Source organism: Enhygromyxa salina, from assembly GCF_002994615.1.
GTDB classification, from domain to species: domain Bacteria; phylum Myxococcota_A; class Polyangia; order Nannocystales; family Nannocystaceae; genus Plesiocystis; species Plesiocystis salina_A.
Window position 1 is genome coordinate 53723 of sequence record NZ_PVNK01000064.1, and the last position, 21195, is coordinate 74917.

Annotated in this window: 14 protein-coding genes and 1 pseudogene; 3 read left to right on the top strand and 12 right to left on the bottom strand. The window is 69.2% G+C overall.

Features of this window, described 5'->3' with window-relative positions:
• Window positions 1–8: 8 nt before the first annotated feature.
• From ENSA5_RS05815 to ENSA5_RS05855, 9 genes are all read right to left on the bottom strand, one after another.
• Complete coding sequence (locus ENSA5_RS05815; protein WP_106390625.1) at window positions 9–1037, bottom strand: diacylglycerol/lipid kinase family protein; 1029 nt, start codon at window positions 1035–1037, stop codon at window positions 9–11.
• A gap of 4 nt (window positions 1038–1041) precedes the next feature.
• Entirely contained in the window at window positions 1042–2112 is a 1071-nt protein-coding gene (locus ENSA5_RS05820) for an NAD-dependent epimerase/dehydratase family protein (protein WP_106390627.1), read from the bottom strand.
• Window positions 2109–6902 (bottom strand): AMP-binding protein, encoded by a 4794-nt coding sequence (locus ENSA5_RS05825; RefSeq protein ID WP_106390629.1) that lies wholly within the window; start codon window positions 6900–6902, stop codon window positions 2109–2111. Before ENSA5_RS05825 ends, ENSA5_RS05820 begins: the two co-directional genes overlap by 4 nt.
• 7 nt (window positions 6903–6909) lie before the next feature.
• Entirely contained in the window at window positions 6910–8487 is a 1578-nt protein-coding gene (gene larAH / locus ENSA5_RS05830; protein ID WP_106390631.1) for an NPN-dependent hydroxyacid isomerase, LarAH14/15/16 family, read from the bottom strand.
• Window positions 8484–9143 carry an HAD family hydrolase gene (locus ENSA5_RS05835; protein ID WP_106390633.1) on the bottom strand — a complete coding sequence of 220 codons (660 nt, stop codon included), beginning with the start codon at window positions 9141–9143 and terminating at the stop codon, window positions 8484–8486. The genes larAH and ENSA5_RS05835 overlap by 4 nt, the downstream gene beginning before the upstream one ends.
• A gap of 182 nt (window positions 9144–9325) precedes the next feature.
• Window positions 9326–10156: a tRNA 2-thiocytidine(32) synthetase TtcA gene (gene ttcA / locus ENSA5_RS05840; protein WP_106390635.1), complete on the bottom strand. Its 831-nt coding sequence runs from the start codon at window positions 10154–10156 to the stop codon at window positions 9326–9328.
• Window positions 10153–10590 carry a secondary thiamine-phosphate synthase enzyme YjbQ gene (locus ENSA5_RS05845; protein ID WP_106390637.1) on the bottom strand — a complete coding sequence of 146 codons (438 nt, stop codon included), beginning with the start codon at window positions 10588–10590 and terminating at the stop codon, window positions 10153–10155. The genes ttcA and ENSA5_RS05845 overlap by 4 nt, the downstream gene beginning before the upstream one ends.
• Before the next feature lie 4 nt (window positions 10591–10594).
• Window positions 10595–10891, bottom strand: a complete 297-nt coding sequence (locus tag ENSA5_RS05850; protein ID WP_106390638.1) for a DUF1244 domain-containing protein — start codon at window positions 10889–10891, stop codon at window positions 10595–10597.
• A gap of 130 nt (window positions 10892–11021) precedes the next feature.
• Window positions 11022–12008 (bottom strand): hypothetical protein, encoded by a 987-nt coding sequence (locus tag ENSA5_RS05855; protein WP_258182747.1) that lies wholly within the window; start codon window positions 12006–12008, stop codon window positions 11022–11024.
• 339 nt (window positions 12009–12347) lie between these two features.
• Between ENSA5_RS05855 and ENSA5_RS05860 the strand changes: the two genes are divergently transcribed.
• Window positions 12348–12866: a hypothetical protein gene (locus tag ENSA5_RS05860; protein WP_106390641.1), complete on the top strand. Its 519-nt coding sequence runs from the start codon at window positions 12348–12350 to the stop codon at window positions 12864–12866.
• 79 nt (window positions 12867–12945) lie between these two features.
• On the opposite strand, the gene ENSA5_RS05865 is transcribed toward ENSA5_RS05860, so the two are convergent.
• Genes ENSA5_RS05865 through ENSA5_RS05875 form a run of 3 tightly spaced genes read right to left on the bottom strand, consistent with a single transcriptional unit; the run spans window position 12946 to window position 20075 of the window.
• A complete protein-coding gene (locus ENSA5_RS05865; RefSeq protein WP_106390642.1) occupies window positions 12946–18585 on the bottom strand; it encodes an AAA family ATPase in 5640 nt (1879 codons plus the stop codon).
• Between the two features lie 32 nt (window positions 18586–18617).
• Window positions 18618–19085, bottom strand: coding sequence for a nuclear transport factor 2 family protein (locus ENSA5_RS05870; RefSeq protein WP_106390643.1), 468 nt, complete (start codon window positions 19083–19085; stop codon window positions 18618–18620).
• A 57-nt stretch (window positions 19086–19142) separates the two neighbouring features.
• A complete protein-coding gene (locus ENSA5_RS05875; RefSeq protein WP_106390644.1) occupies window positions 19143–20075 on the bottom strand; it encodes a DMT family transporter in 933 nt (310 codons plus the stop codon).
• A gap of 112 nt (window positions 20076–20187) precedes the next feature.
• Here ENSA5_RS05875 and ENSA5_RS05880 point away from each other — a divergent pair, with 112 nt between their 5' ends.
• Window positions 20188–20820, top strand: coding sequence for a dioxygenase family protein (locus tag ENSA5_RS05880; protein WP_106390645.1), 633 nt, complete (start codon window positions 20188–20190; stop codon window positions 20818–20820).
• Between the two features lie 147 nt (window positions 20821–20967).
• Window positions 20968–21195 (top strand): annotated as a pseudogene (locus ENSA5_RS38870) (hypothetical protein); the annotation flags it as partial.

Below are 21195 nucleotides of genomic sequence, written 5' to 3' on the forward strand. Positions count from 1 at the left end.
GATGGTGCTCAGCCGATCCGGACCCTCAGCGCCCCGGCCTTGAGCTCGAAGCGCGCGGGCAGACGGCCGACCTGTTCGCCGTCGATCTCGATCGGCACGTCAGCGTCGTCCGAGATCGGCGTGAACGCGACCCGCGTCGCGTGATGGTGGGCGATGCCCTTGGTCCGCAGGTGCTTGCCGCGAAAGACCTTGGCCAGCGTCGCCGTGAGCTTGGTCCGCGACATGCCGGTGACCTCGATGCAGTCGAATTGGCCGTCGTCGATCTTGGCGTCGGGGCAGACCCACATTCCGGCGCCGAAGTACTGCCCGTTGCCGACGATCCCGAGGGTCAGATCCACGCGGCGGCCCGGCGGCTCGCCGTCGACCGGCACGGTGTCGATCTCGTCGTCGTGCTGGATCATGACCTGGACGTTGCGCCAGATGCGTACACCCTTGAGCGTGCCGACCAGGTACTTGAAGGTCGCGCCGAGCTGGGCGTTGGATTGGTTGACGCGGCGCACGACCTCGCCGCTGACCCCGACGCTTGCGACGTTGAGAAAGGGGCGGGTCCGGAGCCGGCCGTCCACGTCGGTGTAGCGCGCGAGGCCGTAGTCGATGAGCCGGGGCTGGGCGGCGACGAGGCGCTCGACCTGGCGCTGGATCCGGCCCCGCCCGAACATCCGCTGAAAGTCGCCCCCGGTGCCCGCGGCCAGGATCGCGAGGGTCGCGCGGGGGAAGCGGTTGTTGCCGTTTTGATCGACGAAGCCCGCCAAGACCTCGTTGGTCGTCCCGTCGCCGCCGACCGAGAGGATCGTGTCGGCCCCGCCCTCGAGCGCCTCGCGGCACAGCTCGCTGGCGTGGCCGGGCTCCTCGGTGTAGCGGGCGTCGAGGCCGGGGAACTGGATCTCGAGGACCTCGCGGACCTGCTCCCAGCGCTTCTTGGCCGCGCCGCTGCTGGCCATCGGGTTGATGATCGCCGTGGTCTTGCCGAGGGCCTCGATGGGCCCAGGTTTGGGCCCAGACTCGGGCGGCGAAGGCGAGGCGGCGGCGGCGGTCATCGCTTCAGTCCGGGGCTCGCATCATCACGACCCCGCGCGCGCGCAGGTCCGCGACCGTGTCGGCCAGGGTGATCATGGGGTCGCGCGCTCGCCAGCCGAGCTCGTGCTCGGCGAGGGTCGACTCGACATACCAATAGTGCTGGGCCATCTCGATGCTGACCTCGTCGGGCAGCGCGTCGTCCTCGCCGAGGACCTCGTGGGCGCGGCGGACCAGCCACCGAGTCGCGCGCTCGACCACGGCGTGATCGGGCAGCGAGAAGACCGTGCCGTCGAGACCCGCGACCCGAGCGATGCGCGAGTAGAAGGTCCGGATCGGGCAGTTGCACGAGACCAGCAAGTAGCGCTGACCGGCCCGGCCCTTGTCGAGGGCCAGGGTCATGCCGTGGGCGGCGTCTCGGGCGTCGACGAAGGTGTAGCCCCCGGCCGGCACCAGCGGCGTGCGCTGCTCGAGCGCGCGGCGGACGTCCTCGGTCGAGCTGCCCTGGTAGTCGCCGGGCCCGAGCAGCAGCGCCGGGTTGACGATCACGACCTCGAAGCCGGGCTTGTCGTGGTCGAGGGCGACCTGCTCGCCGTAGTACTTGGTCCGGTAGTAGGGCCACTTGTTGATCAGCTCGAGCGGCGCCGGGGTCGTCTCGTCGGCGACGGCGTCGGGGTCGGTGCTCACGCCGATCGTGCCGCTGGTGCTCGCGACCACGGCCCTGCGGATGCCCGCCCGCTCGCAGGCCTCGAGCACCTTGGCGACGCCGTCGACGTTGACCTTGGTCATCAAGACCGCCTCGGCGCCGTCGCGCGAGACCTTGCCCGCGCAGTGCAACACGGCCGTGCAGCCGCCGCCCGTGCGCGCGGCCGCCTCGACGCTGGCCTCGTCGAGGATGTCGCCGGTTGCGAGCTCGGCCCCGAGCGCCGCGACGCGCTTGGCGGCCGCGGTGCCCGGGTCACGGACCAGGGCGACGACCTCGCGACCTTGCTCGCGCAGCGAAGCGACGACGTGGGCGCCGAGGAAGCCGGTCGCGCCGGTCACCAACACGCGCTGGAACTCAGTCTCGGGTGACTTGCTCCCCGATGATTCGGTCATAGATCGAACGCCTTTTGAAAGACCTGGAGCAGGGCGATGTCGTTGCTCTTGACCTTGCCGGCCATGAACTCGGCGACCGAGGGCGTGTAGCTGTGGCGCACGATCTTCTCGAAGATCTCGACCGAGGTCTTGAGCACACAGTCGGCGCTGCCGCCCTCGGGCCGCCCGGGCCGGAAGCTCGCGGCCTCGGGGCTCAGGGCCAGGGTCCACTTGCCGTCGGCGACGCCGCCGAGCGAGAAGTAAAAGCTCGTCGGCTTGTCGACCGCGCCGGGGACGAAGCGGCCCTCGAGGCCCTCGAAGAGCTGCGTCATCGCCGACTTGCCCTTGGCCTGGCTGGGCGCTTGCTTGGGCTTGGCGTCCCCGCTGCCGGCCTCGGCCGCGGCCGCGGCGTCGAGGGCCTCGCGCTCGAGGTCGAGCTGCCAGCCGTCGCGCAGGGCGGCGACGGCCCGGTGGGCCAGGTGGGCGACCTCGCGGTAGGCGTCGGAGCGCTTCATCCCGGCCACGCGGGTCTCGAGCTGCTCGATCGTGAGCGGCGGCCCGATCCGAACCTCGACGCTGCGCTTGCGCGGGACGGAGGCGCCCTTGGGCAGGGCCTTGTGGGTGCCGCCGAGCCACAGCGGCAGCACGTCGACGTTGTAGTTGAGGACCAGGTGGCCGATCAGCGGCATGAACTCCTTCATGACGCCGTCGGTGCTGCGGGTGCCCTCGGGGAAGATCAACACCGTGCGCCCGCGGCTGATGTGCTCACCCGCCTGCTCGATCGCCTTGCGCAGGCCCGAGCGCCGATCGAGCGCGCCCATGTTGGTGAAGTTCTCGAAGTAGGCCCGCATCCACTTGTTCTTGAAGAAGTAGTCCTCGGCCGCGAGCGCGACGATCTTCGAGCCGTAGCCGCCGAGCGCGTACTTGGCCAGGCCCATGTCGAGGTGCGAGGCGTGGTTGGCGACGATCAGGGTGTGGCGGTTGTGCGGGATGTTGGCCTTGCCGCTGATCTTGACCTTCATGAAGCGGTCGTAGAACGACAGCTGACCGACGGTCAGCGCGGCCTTGGCCGGATCACGGATGAAGTCGGGGACGTAGAGGTCTTCGTCGTCCTTCTCGATCTGGCGGGTCGCGGACGGCTCGGGCTTGGCGCCGTTGGCGGTCCGCACGGCGTCTTCGAGCTCGGCGATCGTGCGCAGATCCGAGAGGTTGACGTTGCTGAGCTTGGGCGCGGCGGCCTCGAGGATCGAGGTCAGCTCGACGACCATCAGCGAGTCGAACGCGAGGTCATTTTGGAGGTCGTGGCTGGGCAGGAGCTCGTCGACGGGCCGCCTCGCGATCGACGCGATCGCGCTGCGGACGAAGCCGACCCCGTCGTTGGCCGAGGCCGAGGCCTTGGCCGCGGCGACGGCCTCGGACGCCTCGCGCAGGGTCTCGAGGATCGTGCGGACCTCCTTGCGCTTGACCTTGCGCGTGGCCGTGCGCGGGAGGTCGACGTCGGTGAAGTGGATGACCGTCGGGCGCATGTGCCGGGGCAGCTCGCCGATGTCCTTGCGCAGCTCGAACTCGGCCTCGCGGCGGCGCTGGCCGCGGTCGACCCTGGCCGTGTCTTCGCTGTCTTCGTCGAGCGAGCGGTTGGCGTAGTCGGGGACCGCGAGCACGGCGACGCGCTCGGCGCCCTCTTTCTCGCGATCGGGGATCCCGACGATCGACAGCTCCTTGATGAATTTCGGCAGCCCGAGCATGACCTCGACGTCGTCGGGGTACACGTTCTCGCCCGAGGCCGAGAGGATCACCTCTTTGGACCGACCGACGATCTTGAGCCGGTCCTTGCGGTCGAGCTTGCCGAGGTCACCGGTCCGCAGCCAGCCCTCGGTCAGGGTCTTCTTGGTCTCCTCGTCGTCGCCCTCGTAGCCGACCATGACGTTGGGGCCGCGCGCGAGGATCTCGCCGACGCCCTCGTCGTTGGGCTTGTCGATCTTGATCTCGACGCCGGGGATCGCCTTGCCCACGGTCCCGCCCTTGCTCCGCGGCGAGGCCTTGGACAGGGTCAAGACCGGCGCGGCCTCGGTCAGGCCGTAGCCCTCGGCGAGGTGGAGGCCGAGGCCCTGGAAGGTCCGGTGGACGTCGCGGGGCAGGGCCGCGGCTCCGGACACGAGGTACTTCAGATTGCCGCCGAGCTGCTGATGGACCGGGCCAAACAGCACGCGGCCGAGATCGACCCCGAGGGTCTTGCCGACGTTGCGGTTGAGGTCGAGGGCGAAGTCGAACAGCTTCTCGCTCAGGCGGCCGCGATCGCGGACCTCGTTGAGGACCCGGCGCTCGATCAGCTCCCACAGCGCGGGCACGCCGATGATCGCCGTGACCTGGCCGAGCTCGAGGCCCTCGATCATGCGGTCGCCGTTGATCTCGTCGAGGTAGATGACCCGGGCGCCCCGCGACAGGGGCAGGAGCATGCCGCAGGTAAACTCAAAGGTGTGGTGCAGGGGCAGGACCGAGAGCACCCGGTCCTGGTGGCCGAGCGGGAACAGGGGCGCGAGCGCGGCGATCAGGGCCGTGAAATTCTCGTGCGTGAGCATCACGCCCTTGGGATCGCCGGTCGTACCCGAGGTGTAGAGCACGCTCGCTAGGTCGTCGTCGCCGATCTCGACGCTCGGCGCGACGGGCTCGGGCTCGTCGTCGGGGTGCGTGGGCGCGGCGGTCGCTTGCAGATCCCAGCGCGGACACAGCTCGCCCCCGTCGGCGTCGAGCTCGACGACGTGCTCATCGAACACCGCGATCTTGGCCTTGGACTTGCGCAGCACGACGCTGAGCGGGCCGGCTTCGAAGTCCTTGTCGACCGGGACCGCCGCCGCACCGCAGCGCAGGATCCCGAAGTACACGATGCTCCAGGCCGGGTGGTTGCGGCCGCCGAGCGCGACCCGATCACCCTTGCGCACGCCCGCGGCCCACAGCCGCTGGGCCACGGCCGCCGAGCGGCGCTCGAGGTCGCGGTAGGTGATGCGCGAGAGCTGGGGCGGATCGCCGGCCATGCGCTGAAACGCGAGGGCGTGCTCGTGACGATCGCTCAGATCCTCGAGCATGGCCACGAGGTTGTCGTGGCGGCGCAGGGCCTTGGTCTCCTTGCGGAGCTTGTCCTCGAGCAGCGGGATCGAGAATTCCTCGACGCCCTTGTGGTGGATCTCGAGCCAGTAGTGGCGCCAGTCGATGTCCTCGGGGTTCCACCGCAGCTTGGCCTGGTCGGCCTCGGTCAGGCTCTTCATCAGGCCGCGGGTGTTCTTGGCCGAGAAGCGATACTCGTTGGCCGTGATGAAGGGCGTGAACGCGTCGAACACCATCTCGATGTTGGCGGTGTTCTTGGCCAGGCTCGCGACCTGCTTGCGCACGGGCTCGGTGAAGCGCTCGCTCGGGGTGTCGCGGAAGCGCTCGAGGAAGCCTGCGACCTGCTCGCTGCGCTTGCGCACCTGCGGCGACGACCAGCGCTCGTAGTGCTCGAGCGGGACGATGGCCGGCTCGGCGTGGGCCTGGACCATGTTGACGAGCGCGTTGCCCTTGGTCCGCTGGGTGTAGTAACGGCGCTTGGCCAGGCCGATCAGCTCGCCCGCGCGGCGAGTCTTGAGCGGGTTCGCGTCAGAGGTGCACAGCTGGTAGCAGACCTCGTGGCGCTCGGCGATCAAGGCCGCGAGCGCGGCGATCATCGCGGCCGAGCACATGTCGACGGGGATCGCGTCGTAGTAGCACTTCTCGCCGGCGGGGATGTGCTGCTGACCCTGGTAGGTCAGGTACATGATCGGCGTCGAGGTCGAGATGCCCTCGCACCAGCCGACCTTGGGGAACTCGACCGCCGACTCGACGATCGAGGGGCGGACGATCGTCAGCGGCAGGCCCGAGGACAGCAGCACCTGCTCACCGATGCTCTTGGTGTAGGTGTAGATGTTGGGCCAGCCCCAGAAGGTCGCGCGCTCGGCCCCGGCCGCGATCAGGCGCTCGCGGACGAAGCGACGCTTGACCCGCTCGAGCTCGTCGTCGAGGGCCGCCCCGCGCAGGGGCTCGTGGCGGTCCCGGAGGTTGCGCTTGGCCTCGTCGAGGAGGTGGGACTGGCGCGGCGCGTCCTCGGCCCGGCGCCGGGTCGACGCGACGAGGTCGCTGCACTCGTCGATCTCGCGCTCGGCCGACCAGTGCGAGACGTCGAGCTCGTCGGCGCGCGGGAACGGGAACTCGAGGGTGTTGCGCTCCATGGTCACGCCGTCACGGCAGCCGACCACGAAGCAGGTGCTGGTGTGCATGATCGGCGCGTCGCCGAGGGCCCGCGACAGCGCGATCAGGTGGCGCGCGCCGTAGGCGTTGACGTTGAGGGCCTCGTCGAGGGGCGGGTTGAAGTCGACGACGCCCGCGACGTTGACGATCGCCGCGATCTCCTTGGCGCTGCCCTTGGCCGCGCCGAGCTCGCGGACCAGCTCGGGGTCGACGCCGAGCAGGTCGCGGGTCACGTCGCCGTCGATCGCCACGACCTTGGACTTGATCCAGGCCTCGAAGTCCGGGTGCTGCTCGCGGAGGGAGTCGAAGACCGGCGAGGGCACGATCTCCGCCCACCAGCGCTCCTCGGAGGTGATGGTCTTGCGCGAGCGGACGACCGTGTAGATCGTCCCGACCTCGGGGTAGCGATGGAGCAGCATCGCCAGCCAGACCTTGCCGAGGAACCCGGTCGTGCCGATGACGATGAGGTTCTTGCCCTGGAGCGTCGCGCCGACGTCCAAGGGATCCAGCGTCGCGCCAGGGTCTGGGAGAGTTGTCGCTTGCGGCTCGCTCATGATCGCCCTAGCGCACGTCCGTCATCATGATCGGCGCGAAGTTGATGCTGGTGATCTGCGGATTCCGGGGCGCGGACTCCTTGGCCATCCGGATCGCCTCGGTCATGTTGGGCGCCGTCTCGTAGCCGAGGATCTCGGGCACGTACTCGTTATCGGCGCCAACGACGATGCAGCGCCCCTGCCACTGGCGCCCGCGCTCGCCCCAGTACCACATGAAGAACGGGTGGTTGGGGTGGTAGGCGATGCCGGTCCGATACATCCGGATGTAGGCCGGGTTGCGCGAGAACTCGCGCTCGAAGCGCTTGTGGAGCTGGACCGCGTCGCGGGTCTGGGGCAGGAGCTTGTGGAAGAACTCGACGTAGCTGGCGTGCTGATCGTGATCGAAGCGATCGCTGCACGGGTGGGTGATGATCAGCGTGCCGCCCTGCTTGAGCAGCGGCTTGTTGCGGTGGAGGTTGTGGAAGTAGCCCTGAGCCAGGACCTGAACCAAGAGCGGGTTCAAGAAGGCGTGGATGTTGTAGGGCGAGATGTAGGGGATGCCCGTGACCTGGATGTCGGCCTGGCCGTCAACCTCGACGCAGTACTGCTCGTAGCACTTGGCGATCGTGCGCTTGTGGGTTGGCTCGGTCGCGCCCGCGAACACCCCGGTGACCCCGTAGGGCGCGGGGTAGCGGGTGAAGATCTCCTCGCGGAGCCCGGCCGGGACCTTGTCGAGCGCGAACAACACCGCGCGCAGGGCCAGCTTCTCGCGGGTCGTGTACTCGTCGGGGTTCTTGCCGAGGAAGTCGAGGTTGCGGTCGAACATCCGGTTGTTGAGCGTGGTCTCGATGTGGAAGATCTCGACCTTCTCGTTGACCAGGCGCCCGATGCGGTCGAAGATCCCCTGCATGTGGGACTTCTCCGGCTCCATGTAGCTGCCGGTCTCGCGCGTGACGTAGGGGTTGTGGTGCGCGGCCAGGGTCTTGCCGCCGCACAGGCCCACGCCCACGGACTTGTGCCCGCCGTCCATCGGCACGAGGTTGAGGTTGCAGTAGATGACCAGGTCGGCCTCGACCGCGGCCGCGTTGAGCTCGACGACGTCGCCCTCGGGCGTGGTCCCGAGCTCGGTCATCGCCGCGCTGTCCTCGGCGTCGTGGTGGTAGAGCTTGTCGGGCCAGAAGCGATCGAAGATCCGCTTGCCGACCATGCGCTCGACCTCAGCGTCGCTGAGCCGGCGGTGGTAGGCGAGCGCGATGATCATCTCGATGTCCTCGACGCCGTGGTCGGCGAGCATCTCGAGCACGATCGTCAGCACGCGCTCGCGGACGTCGGGCGTGCGCATCGGCGGCAGCGGCAGCGAGATGTCGTCGAGCGCGATGACCACCTTCATGCCCGGGCGGAGCTTGGCGTAGAGCGGCTCGCAGCCGTAGGGGTGAGTCAGCGCGTAGCGGATCGCCGCGTCGAGATCCTTGATCGGCTCGAGCGGCGGCTTGGGGTAGATGCAGCGGGTGCCGACGGGGAGGTCGACCTCGATCAGGTTGTCACCGCTGAATTGCACGCGCGGGGCGCTGTGCTTGTCGAGGTAGACGATGTTGGGACTGGTCATGTCAGCTCGATGATGGGCCACTGGTAGGCGCGAGCGAGGCGCAGCAGCTTGGGATCGGGGTTGATCACCGCGGGCCGACCGACGACCGAGAGCATCGGCACGTCGGAGTAGGAGTCGGAGTAGCCGAAGCACTCGGCGAGCTCGTGGCCGTGGTCGCGGGCGTGGTTGGCGATCAGCCGGGACTTGTTGGGCCCGGCCACGACCGGGCGCAGGAGCTTGCCGGTCGCGAAGCCGTCGTGGATCTCGAGCCGGTTGCCGACGTAGTGGTCGGCGCCGAGGTCGGCGGCGAGGCGCTCGAGCAAGAAGTCGAGGGCGCCCGAGACCAGCACGACCTCATGGCCGAGGTCCTTGGCCCGCGAGACGATGTCGCGGGCGCCCGAGTAGATGTTCTGCTTCATGCACCACTCGTAGGCCTCGTCGGCGAGGACCTGGAGGCGGTCCTCGCTCGTGCCGCGGAAGGCCTCGAACAGCAGCTCGTTGAAGGTCCGGCGATCGCGGAGCTCCGCGACCAGCAGCTTGGGCGCGCGGACCAGCAACCGACCGATCTGCCTGGCAGAGCGCAGCGGGTTGATGTCGTTGGCCATGTACCAGACGGCCGTGTGCAGCAAGTTGCTGCTGACGAGTGTTCCGTCGACGTCGAAGTAGCTCGCGGTCATGGGGGGACCTCGGCGGCGTGCGTGCGCCCCGGATTCTGCCGTGCTCACGCTCTTGGGTGAAAGTGCGACAGAGCCCGTCGAGAGCGGCTCTCGTACCCCGGTTGTGCGGCGCGGTCCAGTGCGCAGCGGGAAGCCGGTGCGCAGGGGTTTGCGCGCTGGGCCTCTGGGCGGACTGGGCCGCGCTAGTCGATCCGCAGGCGGATGAGCTCGCTCGGGCGCGGGCTCCCCGGAGCCTGGTCGGCAAGCTCACGATCGAGCAGGTGGCTCGGGTGTACGTTGCGCATGGCGTTGAGCATGACGTTGCGAACGTGGGGGTTGTCGGACTCGAGCTCGGTGATGAGCGCGCGCATCTTTTGGCGCCGGAGGCCATCTTGGGATCCGCACAGGTTGCAGGGCAAGATCGGGTAGTTGGCCCAGGCCGCGTGCTCGACGATGTCGGACTCGGCGCACTCGATGAGCGGGCGGATGACCTCGAAGCGACCGTCGTCAGTCGTGTACTTGGCCGGCATCGCCTGGAGCTTGCCCGTGTAGAACAGGTTGAGCAGCAGGGTCTCGAGGGCGTCGTCGCGGTGGTGGCCGAGGGCGATCTTGTTGCAGCCGAGGCGGGCGGCGTTGGTGTAGAGCACGCCCCGGCGCAGGCGCGAGCAGGCCGCGCAGTAGGCCTTGCCCGGCGTCGTCACGCTGACCACGGTCGAGTAGGTGTCCTCGCGCAGGATCTCGAAGGGGGCGCCGAAGTCCTCGAGCCAGCGGCGCAGCTGGGATCCGTCGTAGCCGGGCTGGACCTGGTCGAGGTGAACCGCGGTCAGGCGAAAATCGATCGGCGCCCGGGCCCGGAGCTGGGCGAGCAAGTCGAGCAGCGTGTAGCTGTCCTTGCCGCCGGAGACCGCGACCATGAGGTGGTCGCCGGGCGCGAGCAGCTCGTAGTCCGCGATGGTCTTGCCCATCGTCCGGCGCAGGCGCTTGCTCGCCAGCGGTGACTTGCCCGGTCCAGGGCTGCGTGCTGGCGTGGTCATGAGTCGGGGTCGCGGGTCTCGCCCTGGACGGTGATCGTCACCCGGCGGCCGTGGGCGGCGAGGCGATGTTCCCACAGGTAGATGCCCTGCCAGGTCCCGAGCGGGAGCTTGCCACGGGCGACGGGCATGGTGATCGCGGTCTGAGTCAGGACGCTGCGCACGTGCGCGGGCATGTCGTCTTCGCCCTCGTCGATGTGCGCAAACAGGGGGTCGCCGTCGGGCACGAGCCTGGCGATGAAGCGCTCGAGGTCGCGCCGGACCTCGGGGTCGGCGTTCTCACACACGATCAGCGAGGCCGAGGTGTGGTGGATGAACACGTTGCACAGACCGACGCGAATGCCCGACTTGGCGACCGCGCGCTGAACCCGACTGGTGATGTCGTAGGTCTCGCGCCCCGAGGTTGCGACCGTGAGGGTCTCGGCCCAGGTCGGCATCGCGTCAGCGGCCCTCGCCCGCGGGGGGCTCGCCGTGGGCGCGCTTGGGGCCGACCTGATACTTGGCCTTCCACTCGGCGTAGGGCATGCCGTAGACCTCCTCGCGGACCTCGTCGAGCTCGAGCTCGATGCCGGCCTCCTCGGCCGCGGCGCGGTACCACTTCGACAGGCAGTTTCGGCAAAAGCCTGCGAGGTTCATGATGTCGATGTTCTGCACGTCCGTGCGCGCTTGCAGGTGCGCGACGAGGCGACGGAACGCGGCCGCCTCGAGCTTGGTGCGGGTCTCGTCGTCGAGGTCCATGGCGCCGCCAGCGTACCAATTGGGTGTGGTCGGGCCAACCCAGGTGGCGGCGCCCGGAGAGCCCTACGTTTGACCATCGAGCTCGGCGCCGACATCGGTCGGGCCAACACGAGACGGGCCTGGCCGTGGGTCACTCGAACAGCTGGGCCGCGCCCGTCGCCGTCAGCGCGCGGTCGAGCCACACTTCGAGGACTGACAAGTCGCTGCTGGCCTCGATTCGGCGCCGTTGGTCCTCTTCGAGCTTCACGCCCCGGCGGTCGAGCACACGCAAGATCAGCGCGCGTGCCTCCGCAGTCCGGCCCTGCTCGATGCCCTCTTCGCGGCCCTCTTCGCGGCCCTCTTCGCGGCCTTCGCGGTGCCCGCGGACGTAGTAGGCCCCGGTCAGCTCCATCGGGCCGAGCGGAGCGTCGTCGTCGATCTCGAACAGGCGCTCGGGGATCTGTTCGAGTTGCTCCTCGGTCATCATCGCGCGCATGAGGTCACCGTAGACCCTTCGGTACTCGTGCGCCACCTTCTTCATGGCTTCGAGGGTGGCCCGAACACAGGCCACCCCGACTTCGGATCGCGCATGAAAGACAGCAGTGAGCACCGCCCGGTCGATGTTTTTGGCCGCCTGCTTCACGCTGTGAATTGGCGGGAGCATGTGGGGCTCCACGAACCACGGTGATGCGCGGGTTTCGGCTGCGAACATGTTCTGGGCGCGCCGACGGACGTCGGCGTCGGGCGCGAAGACGATCGTCCAGCCACGGCACCTGAACACGTTGCGGACGCCAGCGGCGTAGCTGAGCCAGCTGTAGAGTTTGAGCACGTCGTCCGTGGTTTGAACCTCGACGGCGAGACCCGCGACGCGGCGGACGGCGGGCTGTTTCTCGCACACCGCGGCGACGAGCCAGTCGGCATGGAGGATGTTTCCGTCTTTTGCGGGGCTGGGAATCTCATTGGATGCAAATTCGAACTTACGGTGTTGTGGAGGAATTCGGGTGTCGAAGTCATGGGCGAGCTGAAATACGAGTTCGGGGTTTCGTTTGAGGAGAAACAACAGGCCTTGATGGATGGGGCCGGGCATGTTGCTCCAATGCCATTCAAAGGTGAGCGCGGCAACGCTTTGAGACCCCAAATGGGGGCTCGAACGTGGCCGGGATTCGGGCCGGGGTGAGGGTGGCCGGGATCCGGGCCACCTCGGCCCTCGCGTGGCCGAGCGTCCACCGGTCAGGGTCGCGGCCCGCAGCTCGCTAGCAGCCCGGGGCCGCTCCTGCGAAGTCATCGTTGACCCCGGGGATCACAACGCCCGCCTCGCGCCGGACTCTTCGTTGAGGGCGCGACGCCAAGACCCCGCTGCGGGGGGCCACTGCGAGGCTTGGCGACAAGGAGCCCGCGGAGCTTCGGCGAAGAGACCAAGCGAAGCGGCGCGAGGCGGCGCTCCACGGGCTGCCAAATCCGGTATCATCACGCAGTCATGCCTACCATCGTGCATACGATTCGCCGCGGCTGGGTCTACTCGCCCTTCACCTGTGAGTACTGCGGCCACGAGGATCAAGGCGCCATCCACATGAAGGTCGGCGCGAGCGCCCAGGTTGGGATCCTTCAGGATTATGATGACACCCGCGACCTCGCGATGGGCACCGCCCACGGCAACATGGAGCAGGCCGGCGATGAGCTGATCGCGCTCTCGCCCTGCCCCGCGTGCGGGAAGCGAGACGAACTCGCGGTCAAGAGCTTCTACGCCAAGGCCAAGCCCTGGATCGGCAGCGGCGCGTTGTTCCTGGTCGTCGGTCTGGCTGGGGCCGGCTACCTCGCGAGCGAGGGTGAGCCGGAGATGGGATTGTTAGCGACCTCGCCCTTGCTGCTGATCGGCCTGGTCGTGCTGATCGCGGGGCTCGGCAAGCGGCTGCGAAAGCTGCCGCCTAGCGCGGTGTTTCGCTCGCGCAACCCGGAGCCGTGGGCCCACCTCGGGCCCGAACGAGCGTCGCAGTGATTTTGACCCCGAGTCGCTGACGACCGCGGGGGTCATACAAGGTTCTTGCTAGCAGCCCGGCTGCTAGCACCCCGGGGTGCTAGGCATCCAGCTCCGACGCCGCCGACCCAGTCCAGCGGCGCGTCGATGCGGCGGCGTCTCCGGGCAACGGCAGGTCGAGGAAGAAGCGCGTCCCCTGGCCGGGTCGGCTGTCGACCGAGAGCTCCCCGTCGTGCTCCTGCGCGATACCGTGTGAAACCGCGAGGCCGAGCCCGGTCCCCTGATCGCGGCCCTTGGTCGTGAAGAAGGGGTCGAAGATGCGCGAGAGCACGGGGGCCGGGATGCCTGGGCCCCAGTCTTCGACCGTGACCCGCAGCCTCCGGCGCCCGTCATCGGTCGCGAGCAGCTCGGCGCGGATCTCGATCACGCGGCGCTCGTCGGCCCGGATCGCCGCGCCGTTGATCGCGTCGCGCGCGTTGGTCACCAAGTTCATGATGATCTGTTGGATCGACTGGGGCCGGCAGCGGACGCGGGGCAGCCCGGCCGCGATGTCGACGCGGACGTCGATCTGGTCCTTGCGCATGACCGCGCGCAGGAGCGAGAGCGTGGCCTCGATCAGCTTGGCCATGTCAACGTCCTCGATCGGCTGCTGCTGCTCGGGCTCCTGGCGTGAGAACGCGAGCAAATTCCGGACGATCGTCGCGACCCGCTCGCACTCGACGTGGATCTCGGCCGAGAAGTCCGCGATGAGCTCGAGGTCGTTGGAGTTGGTCCCGATCAGCTCGGCGTAGTTCATGATGCCCTGGATCGGGTTGTTGATCTCGTGGGCGACGCCGCTGGCGAGCGTTCCGAGCGACTCGAGCCGCTGCTGCTGACGGAGCTGGGCCTCGAGCCGCCGGGCATCGGCCTCGGCGCGCTTGCGGGCGCTGATGTCGGTCGCAATGACGATGGCCTTGCGCGGGGCCTCAGTCTCGTCGGCGATCGGCGCGAGCCGGGCGACGTACCAGCTCGGACGCGCGCTCGGGTCTTCACCGGGGAGCTCGAGCTCGAGCTCGCGCAGCGAGCCGGTCCGGAGCACGTCTTCGAGGGCGTCGCGCCAGCCAGTCTGGCCGCTGGCCCGGTCGAAGCGCCGCAGCACGCGGGCGTGGTCGGGGCCCTCGAGCTGAGCGTTGCGGTTGACGAATTCGACCTCGCCGTTGGCGTCGACCAGCGCGATCAGATCGGGCGCGCCGTCGACGAGCGAGCGCCAGCGGGCCTCACTCTCACGCAGGGCCCCGTGGATCCGGGCGCGGTCGAGGGCACGCGCGGCCTGACCCGCGATCAGCTGCAGGGCCTCGAAGCGCTCGGAGGAGAAGCACTCGCGGCTGAGCCGGTTCTCGAGCACGAGCACGCCGAGGGTCAGCTCCCCCAGCCGGATCGGCATGCCCAGCAGCGACAGCACGCCTTCGCCGACGACGTATGGATCGTCGCTGAACCGGCCGTCGGCCCCCGCGTCGTCGACGACCAGGGCCTTCTCCGTCCGCAAGACGTAGTGGATGACCGAGGTCGGCGCGCGCCCGGCGGCCTCGCGCAAGGCCAGCGGCGTGTCGAGGACGGTCGGCCCGTCTTCGATGGTGGCCTGGGCGACGATGCCAAGGACCCCGTCGCGCTCGAGGACCAGCGCGCCATGATCGGCGCCCGCGTTGGTCAAGCTGGCCTCGAGCACGTTGGCGATGACCTCGTCGAGGCGCAGCTCCGACGCGATCGCGGCGACGCTGCGCAGGACACCGTCGAAGTCGAGGGTCTTGCCGGAGCCGCCCCGGGTGCTCGTCGCGGACATGGTCTGGCGCGTCATCGTGGTCCGACTCAGCGAGGCTCCTGCGGTCGACCTTTGGGCCCCCGAGCTCGTCGGCGCGTGGGCTGGGGCCTCGCGGGCGCACATCTGCTCGAGCTTGGCCTTGGCGCCCCAGGCTTCGTAGGCGTTCATGGCCTGGTGACGGGCGCCCTCGGCGAAACCTGGCAGGCCCTCGCGCTCGGCGAGATCGGCGAGGGCCTCGGCGGCCAGGCCCTCGACCCAGCGACAGCCGCCCTCGGCCGCCTGGCTGCGCGCCCGCTCGAAGTGGACGCTGGCCGCGGCCCTCGGCTGACGCCGCTCGAGCGCCCGGAGCCCCGCGGCGAGCTCGAGGTAGTGCCCGTAGTTGTCGTGTGACCCTCGGGCCCAACGGGCGATGATCCGACGCGCGCGTCGCTTGGCGGCGGCCAGACGTGGCGGCCGCTCGTCGCCGTGCGCCTCGACCCGGGCGGCGGCGACCAGCAAGGTCAGGGCCACGCGCGGGATCACCCAGGACGCGAACAGCACCTTCTCCATGTCGCCGAGCAGGCCCAGGCACAGGCGCAGCGCCTCGCGGGGGTCACCGAGCAGGACCCGGACGAGCGCGAGGTTGGCCGCGGCCACGTAGATCGAGTAGCGGCTGCCGCCGTGGCGCTCGATCAGCTCGGGGTCCATCGCCGCCCACGCGTGGGAGCTGGCGACCTCGCCGCTGTCCTCCACTCCACCGACCACGGCTGCGAAGCCCGTGACTGAGGCCATGATGACGAGGGACTCCTTCGAGGTCCGCGCGTCGAATTCACGCTCACGCTTGGTGCAGAGCTTGCGCAGGACCGTGAGGTGGGTGCCGACCTCCAGGTGCATCGACAAGCTCAGGGCCCCGGCGTAGCCGGCCCACAGCAGGTCACCGGCCTCGAGCGCGCGCGGGTAGAGCTCGGCCATGCGCTCGATCGGCTCGGCGAAGGGCTGACCGAGGTGGGACACGAACAGGTGCGAGGCGCAGGCAGCCCGGACCTGCGCGGGCCCTTCAGTGAAGCGCGCCGACAGGGCCCGCGCGAGCTCGGACAAGCGGATGGCCTCGTCGGTCTTGTGAAAGCCGCCGACCGACAGCCCGAGCTGCGCGAGGGCGAGGGGCGCGCTCTCGTGGAGGCCGTGGCGCAAGACCCAGCGCACGTGGGTCGCGATCAGGAGCAGGTAGAGCTGAGGGTCGAGGATGTAGGTCGCGTTCTTGGTCGAGTCGAGCACGTCCATGAGCGCGGCCGCTCGCTCGTCGGTGCAGATCGGCAGGGCCTGGAGCTCGGCGGGCTCGATCCTGCGCAAGCGCTGCCGGGCTCGAAACAGGCTCAGCTGCGCGCGGGCGCTCGATGGCGCCGTCGCGACCGCGCAGCCCCACCGCGCCATCAGCTCGAGGCCGTGGGCGACCGCGTCGGCGCTGCGCCCCGTGAGGTGGAGATGGCGGATCAAGCTGGCCGCGACGTGGCCGCGATCGCTGTCGGACAGGGGCCACGCGAGGAGCTGGCGGAACGCGTGCTCAGCCTCGGGCCGCCCGCTCAAGGCGAGGACCTGCGCGAAGCTGTGGTGGAGCTCGACGAGCAGGGTGTAGCTCGCCGCCGTCTGCCCGACCTTCTCGACCTGCTCGCGGAGGCCGTCGACGAGCTCGATCCCGCGACGGAGGTAGCGCAGGGCCGGGTCGTGGGCGGCGCTGCCGAGCGCCTCACGGCCGGCGTCGGCGTAGAGCTGCGCGAGCTCGACGCGGCTGTCGTCGTCGAGCTCGCGGGCCCGATCTTCATCGAGGCCAGCGTCGAGGTGCTCGACGAGCTCGAAGCGCTTGGCGGGCGTCTCGGCCGTGCCCGCGCGCAACAGCTGGCGACCGATCTGCCAGCGCAGCGTCCGCGCTCGCTCGGCCCCGGCCTGAGCGCGGGCGCGGGCGCGCACGTCGTGGTGCGCGAAGCGGTGCTCGTTCCCGAGCCGATCGAGGAGCCCGAGCTCGACGAGTTGATAGAGCGCGGCGACGAGCGTCGGCAGCGGCTCCTCACACACGAGCTCGAGGGTCGTGAGCTCGAAGCGATCGCCGATGCACGCGGCGCTCTGAATGATCCGCGCGAGCGTCGGTGGCAGGGCCGCGAGCTTGAGCTCCATGACGCCGAGGACGTCGTCGGGGATCCGCTCACGCTCGAGCGCCGCGAGCTCCCACTGCCAGCCGCGCTCGCTCGGCGTGAGCAGCTCGCGGGCTGCGAGGTGGGTGAGGAGCAGACGAATGAAGCGCGGGTTGTTGCCGGTCTTGCGCTCGACGAGGCGGACAAGCGCGGCCAACGCTGAGGGGGGCCGCCCGAGGGCGTCGGCGAGCAGCGCGACGACGGCGGCCTGCGGGAGCGGGCCGAGCCGCTCGACGGTGATCCGGGCGCCGTCGAGGCGAGCGCACAGTCGCGCCACCGGATGGTCCTCGTCGTCGATCTCGCGCGCGCTCGCGACCACGAGCACGGTCCCGTGTGCGCCCCCCTCCCCGCCTTGGAGGATCGCCTCGATGAGCTCGACGCTGCTCTCGTCGGCCCACTGCAGATCTTCGAGGACGAGGATCAGCGGCCGCTCCCGCTCGCAGAACGCCGACAAGAAGCGAGTCACCGCGAGCCGGAGGCGGTTGCGCGCGGCCCTGGGATCGAGGGGCGGGAGCTCGGGCTGGGGGCCGAGCACGGCGCCGAGGGCCGGGGTCAGCTCGACCATCACCCGGGCGATACCACCGAGCGCAAGCTCGAGCCGCGCCCGCCAGCGCTCGAGTCGGGTCTCGCTCTCGGTCAGGAGCTGCTCGACGAGCCCCGCGAAGGCGTCGACGAGCCCCGAGTACGGGCGCGCGCGCGTCGACTCGAACCGTCCGTGGGCCACGTAGCTGCCGACCCTGGCGAGCTCCCCCTCGAAGTCGGCGAGCAGGGCCGACTTTCCGATCCCCGCCGGCCCCGACAGCAGGACCATTCGGGCGTCGTCACCTCGGGCGACCCGGCCGAGCGTGTCGACGAGCAACGCGCGCTCGCGTTCGCGGCCGTAGAGCTGATGGGGGAGCGCGAGCTCGCGGGAGAAGTCGTCGAGTCCGAGCACGACGCTGGCCCCGTCGTCGCCCCGCGCGAGTCGATCTCGGAGCTCGCGCAGGTCGGCGGCCAGGCCCTCGGCGCTCTGGTAGCGGTGCTCGGGCGCCTTGGCCAGGAGCTTCATGACCACCCGCGAAAAGCCCGGCGGCAGCTCCGGGCGGTGGCGCTGGGGCGGCTCGGGGGTCCGCGCGAGGTGAGCGTGAATGAGCTCGAGCGGCTCGCTGTGGACGAAGGGCCGCCGACCCGTGAGCAGCTCGTAGAAGGTCACGCCGAGCGAGTAGAGGTCGCTGCGAAAGTCGACTGGGCGCTTGGTCCGTCCGCTCTGCTCGGGCGAGATGTAAGGCAGCGTGCCCTCGATGACGTCGGGGTCGTAGACGCGCTCGCGCTCGCGCTCGAGCAAGACCGAGATCCCGAAGTCAGCGAGGTGGACGACGCCGCTCGCGGGGTCGACCAGGATGTTCGCCGGCTTGATGTCGCGATGGATGATGCGCCGCGCGTGCACACGGCCGAGGATGTCGGCGAGCTGCACGGCGATGTTGGCGAAGCGCTCGAGGTCGAGGGCCCGACCGCCCGTGTAGGTCGCGAGGTTGACCCCCGGAGCGCGCTCGAGCAGCAACACCAGCTGCTCGCCGAGCCGCACGAGGCCGAGGGCGCGCACGACCCCCTCGACCTCGAGGCGCTCGATGAGCGCGAACTCGTGCTCGACGTGAGCCTCGATGTCCTCGTGATCGAGGTCGAAGACCTTGGCGATGACACTGCGGTCATCGGATTGACGGACAGCTTCGTAGACTCGGGCGTTGGTGCTCGCGCGTAGAAGCCGGACGTCGCGGTAGCCAGTGAGAGCCAATCCCATCGAGCGGAACGCCTGACGCGTCGCCTCGTGGATCAGCTAGGCGGGGTGAAGAAGCTGGTGTCTGTCTGCTTGATCTTCCAGCCGTCGTTGGTCTTGACGTACTGGTCATCGTAGCCCCCGAAGAACTGGATCAGGCTCGCGTCCTCACCGGCCGGCAGCGACTGGATCAGGTAGTACCAGCTCGCCTCGGCGGTCTGCCCGTTGACGCGGATGGTTGGGTTGACGATGTAGTGGGTGCTCCACTTGGTGCCCTGGGGCAGGACGTTCTCGAACGCGTTGATCAGCTCCGCGCGACCCGAGAAGCTGCCGAACGGACCCAAATTGAGCACCCCGTCGTCGGTGAAGAGGTCCGCGAGCGCGACGGCGCTCTCGTGGCTGGGGGTGTTGAACACGGCGTCGGAGCGGCGCGCGTACTGGGTCTTGAGCTCTTTGATCGCCTCACGCGCGACGAGGACCTTGACGTGCTTACGGATAGAATGGATTTCTTGATCGTTCGGCATGGGGATGCTCCGTGGGGGGGGGACTTCGTACGCGCGACAGTAACACCGGCGCCGGTCTCATTTCATGGAAGTTGGCAGCGCGCCCTCGCTCGAAGGTCGCGCCGCGCGAGTCGCGATCGCAATTCCCGCGATGATCGAAGCCGCGCCCACGATCGTGGTCCAGTAGATCGGCTCATCGGCCACCGCCCACCCGATCGCCAGCGCGATGGTCGGGGTGACGAAAGCAATCAAACTCAGGCGGCTAGCGGGCACGTAGCGCAAGACCCAGTAGTAAAGCCCCAAGGTGACGACAGTGCCGAAGACCGCGAGGTAGAGCATTCCCGCGATCGCCGCGGGGCTCCACCCCTGAGTGAGCGGCTCCGCACATAGCGTGGAGATGCCCAACAATTGCGCGCCACCGAGCAGCATGGCGTTGCGGTTGATCCGAAGCGAGCTCATTTGCGCGCCATGGCGCTTGAGCAGCGTGGTCCCCACGGCGCTCGCGGCCGGGCTGATCAGGAGCAAGAGCGCGAGCTGACGCCCCTGTCCGCCAAAGCTCGCGAGGTCGCCCTGAAACAGCAGCAACATGCCCGAGAAGCCAAACAAGAAGCCGAGCCAGTGGATCGGGCGCAGCCGCTCTCCGGGCAAAAAGACGTGGCCGCAGACAGCCATCATCAGCGGATAGACGGCCCAGAGCACGCTGACGAGCCCCGAGGGCAGCTGCTGCTGGACCACGTAGATCACGCCATACGAGAGCGCGAAGTTGCTGGTCCCGACCACGACCCACAGCCACGCTGGCGGATCCTCACCGCCCTCACGCTCGCCCAAGACCACGCTCGCGCCGGCCATGATCACGCCCGCGACGACGAAGCGCGCGCCCGCAGACAAGAACGGTGGCAGACGCTCGAGGCCGTCTTTGATGACAAACCAGGTGCTGCCCCAGATCACGCACAGCACGACCACCGCGACCGTGAGCTGCCAGCGCGCCGGTGGCGTCTGTGGTGCTCCCACGCGCGGAGTCTCTCACAGCTGCGCGCGACTGAACCCTGCGCGAACGCGCGGGATGAAGCCCGAGGAGTAACCCTGGGCGAGGAGCTCGGGGCTGGGTTAAGCTGGATCCTGGATGCCCGGGGACGTCATCACCCGCCGCGGGTTCATGGGCCTGACCCTCGGCGCAGCCTCGACGGCGCTCACGGCCTGCGCGCGCGACAGCGATCCCATGACCTCGGTCGACGCGATCCTCGCGGGCACCTGCGAGCCCCCGCCGCCCGACGGCACCTGCACGGTCACCGCGCAGGACATCGAGGGCCCCTACTACCTGCCCGCCTCACCCGAGCGCAGCGAGCTCGACACCGTCGGTGATGAGGGCGTCGCGCTCGCGCTCTCGGGCGTGGTCACCGACGCCAGCTGCACGCCGCTGCTCGACACGATCGTCGAGGTCTGGCACGCCGATCCCTCGGGCGCCTACGACAACAGCCCGACCATGAACTACCGCGGCTGGGTCCGGACCGGCGTCGAGGGCATCTACGCGTTCACCACCCTCGTCCCGGGGCGCTACCTCAACGGCGACACCCTGCGTCCGTCACACATCCACTTCAAAGTCTGGCGCGACGGCGCCCCGGTCTTGACCTCGCAGATCTACTTTGCGGACGACCCCCAGCTCGACGACGACCCGTGGGCCGAGCCTGCCCGGACCGTGTGCCTCGAGCGCGACGGCGAGGGCGTGTCGGCGGTGTTCGACATCACCCTCGCCTGAGCGCGAGCCACGACGGCCGGGACCGGCTCGCCCCATGGTCCCTCGTCCCACGGTCCGAGAGTCGAGGTGATCCCACCCGTGCTCGGGTTGTGGAGGGAATTGGCGAGGTCCAGCTCGCTGAGGATCACGCCTTCGCTCGGTCGGCTCGTGGGTGCCGCCGAGTACTGGTGCTTCGCCAACGGTTTCTCGCGCGAGCGTGATCAAATCTCCGGCCCATGGCACCTCCCAGGTGTGACCGCAAAGAACTTCCCCATCCTGACACTGGGTGCGCTTCTCATTCTAGTCGCTTGTGAAACCGGCAGTTCTCCCGTCGATGATGCTGGTGACTCTGACGGCGGCACAACAACCGGCGACGGCGACACAACCGGCGACGGC

Coding starts and splice junctions, on each gene's coding strand:
- ENSA5_RS05815 (WP_106390625.1), bottom strand. CDS start 1,037: ATGACCGCCGCCGCCGCCTCGCCTTCGCCGCCCGAGTCTGGGCCCAAA.
- ENSA5_RS05820 (WP_106390627.1), bottom strand. CDS start 2,112: ATGACCGAATCATCGGGGAGCAAGTCACCCGAGACTGAGTTCCAGCGC.
- ENSA5_RS05825 (WP_106390629.1), bottom strand. CDS start 6,902: ATGAGCGAGCCGCAAGCGACAACTCTCCCAGACCCTGGCGCGACGCTG.
- larAH (WP_106390631.1), bottom strand. CDS start 8,487: ATGACCAGTCCCAACATCGTCTACCTCGACAAGCACAGCGCCCCGCGC.
- ENSA5_RS05835 (WP_106390633.1), bottom strand. CDS start 9,143: ATGACCGCGAGCTACTTCGACGTCGACGGAACACTCGTCAGCAGCAAC.
- ttcA (WP_106390635.1), bottom strand. CDS start 10,156: ATGACCACGCCAGCACGCAGCCCTGGACCGGGCAAGTCACCGCTGGCG.
- ENSA5_RS05845 (WP_106390637.1), bottom strand. CDS start 10,590: ATGCCGACCTGGGCCGAGACCCTCACGGTCGCAACCTCGGGGCGCGAG.
- ENSA5_RS05850 (WP_106390638.1), bottom strand. CDS start 10,891: ATGGACCTCGACGACGAGACCCGCACCAAGCTCGAGGCGGCCGCGTTC.
- ENSA5_RS05860 (WP_106390641.1), top strand. CDS start 12,348: ATGCCTACCATCGTGCATACGATTCGCCGCGGCTGGGTCTACTCGCCC.
- ENSA5_RS05865 (WP_106390642.1), bottom strand. CDS start 18,585: ATGGGATTGGCTCTCACTGGCTACCGCGACGTCCGGCTTCTACGCGCG.
- ENSA5_RS05870 (WP_106390643.1), bottom strand. CDS start 19,085: ATGCCGAACGATCAAGAAATCCATTCTATCCGTAAGCACGTCAAGGTC.
- ENSA5_RS05880 (WP_106390645.1), top strand. CDS start 20,188: ATGCCCGGGGACGTCATCACCCGCCGCGGGTTCATGGGCCTGACCCTC.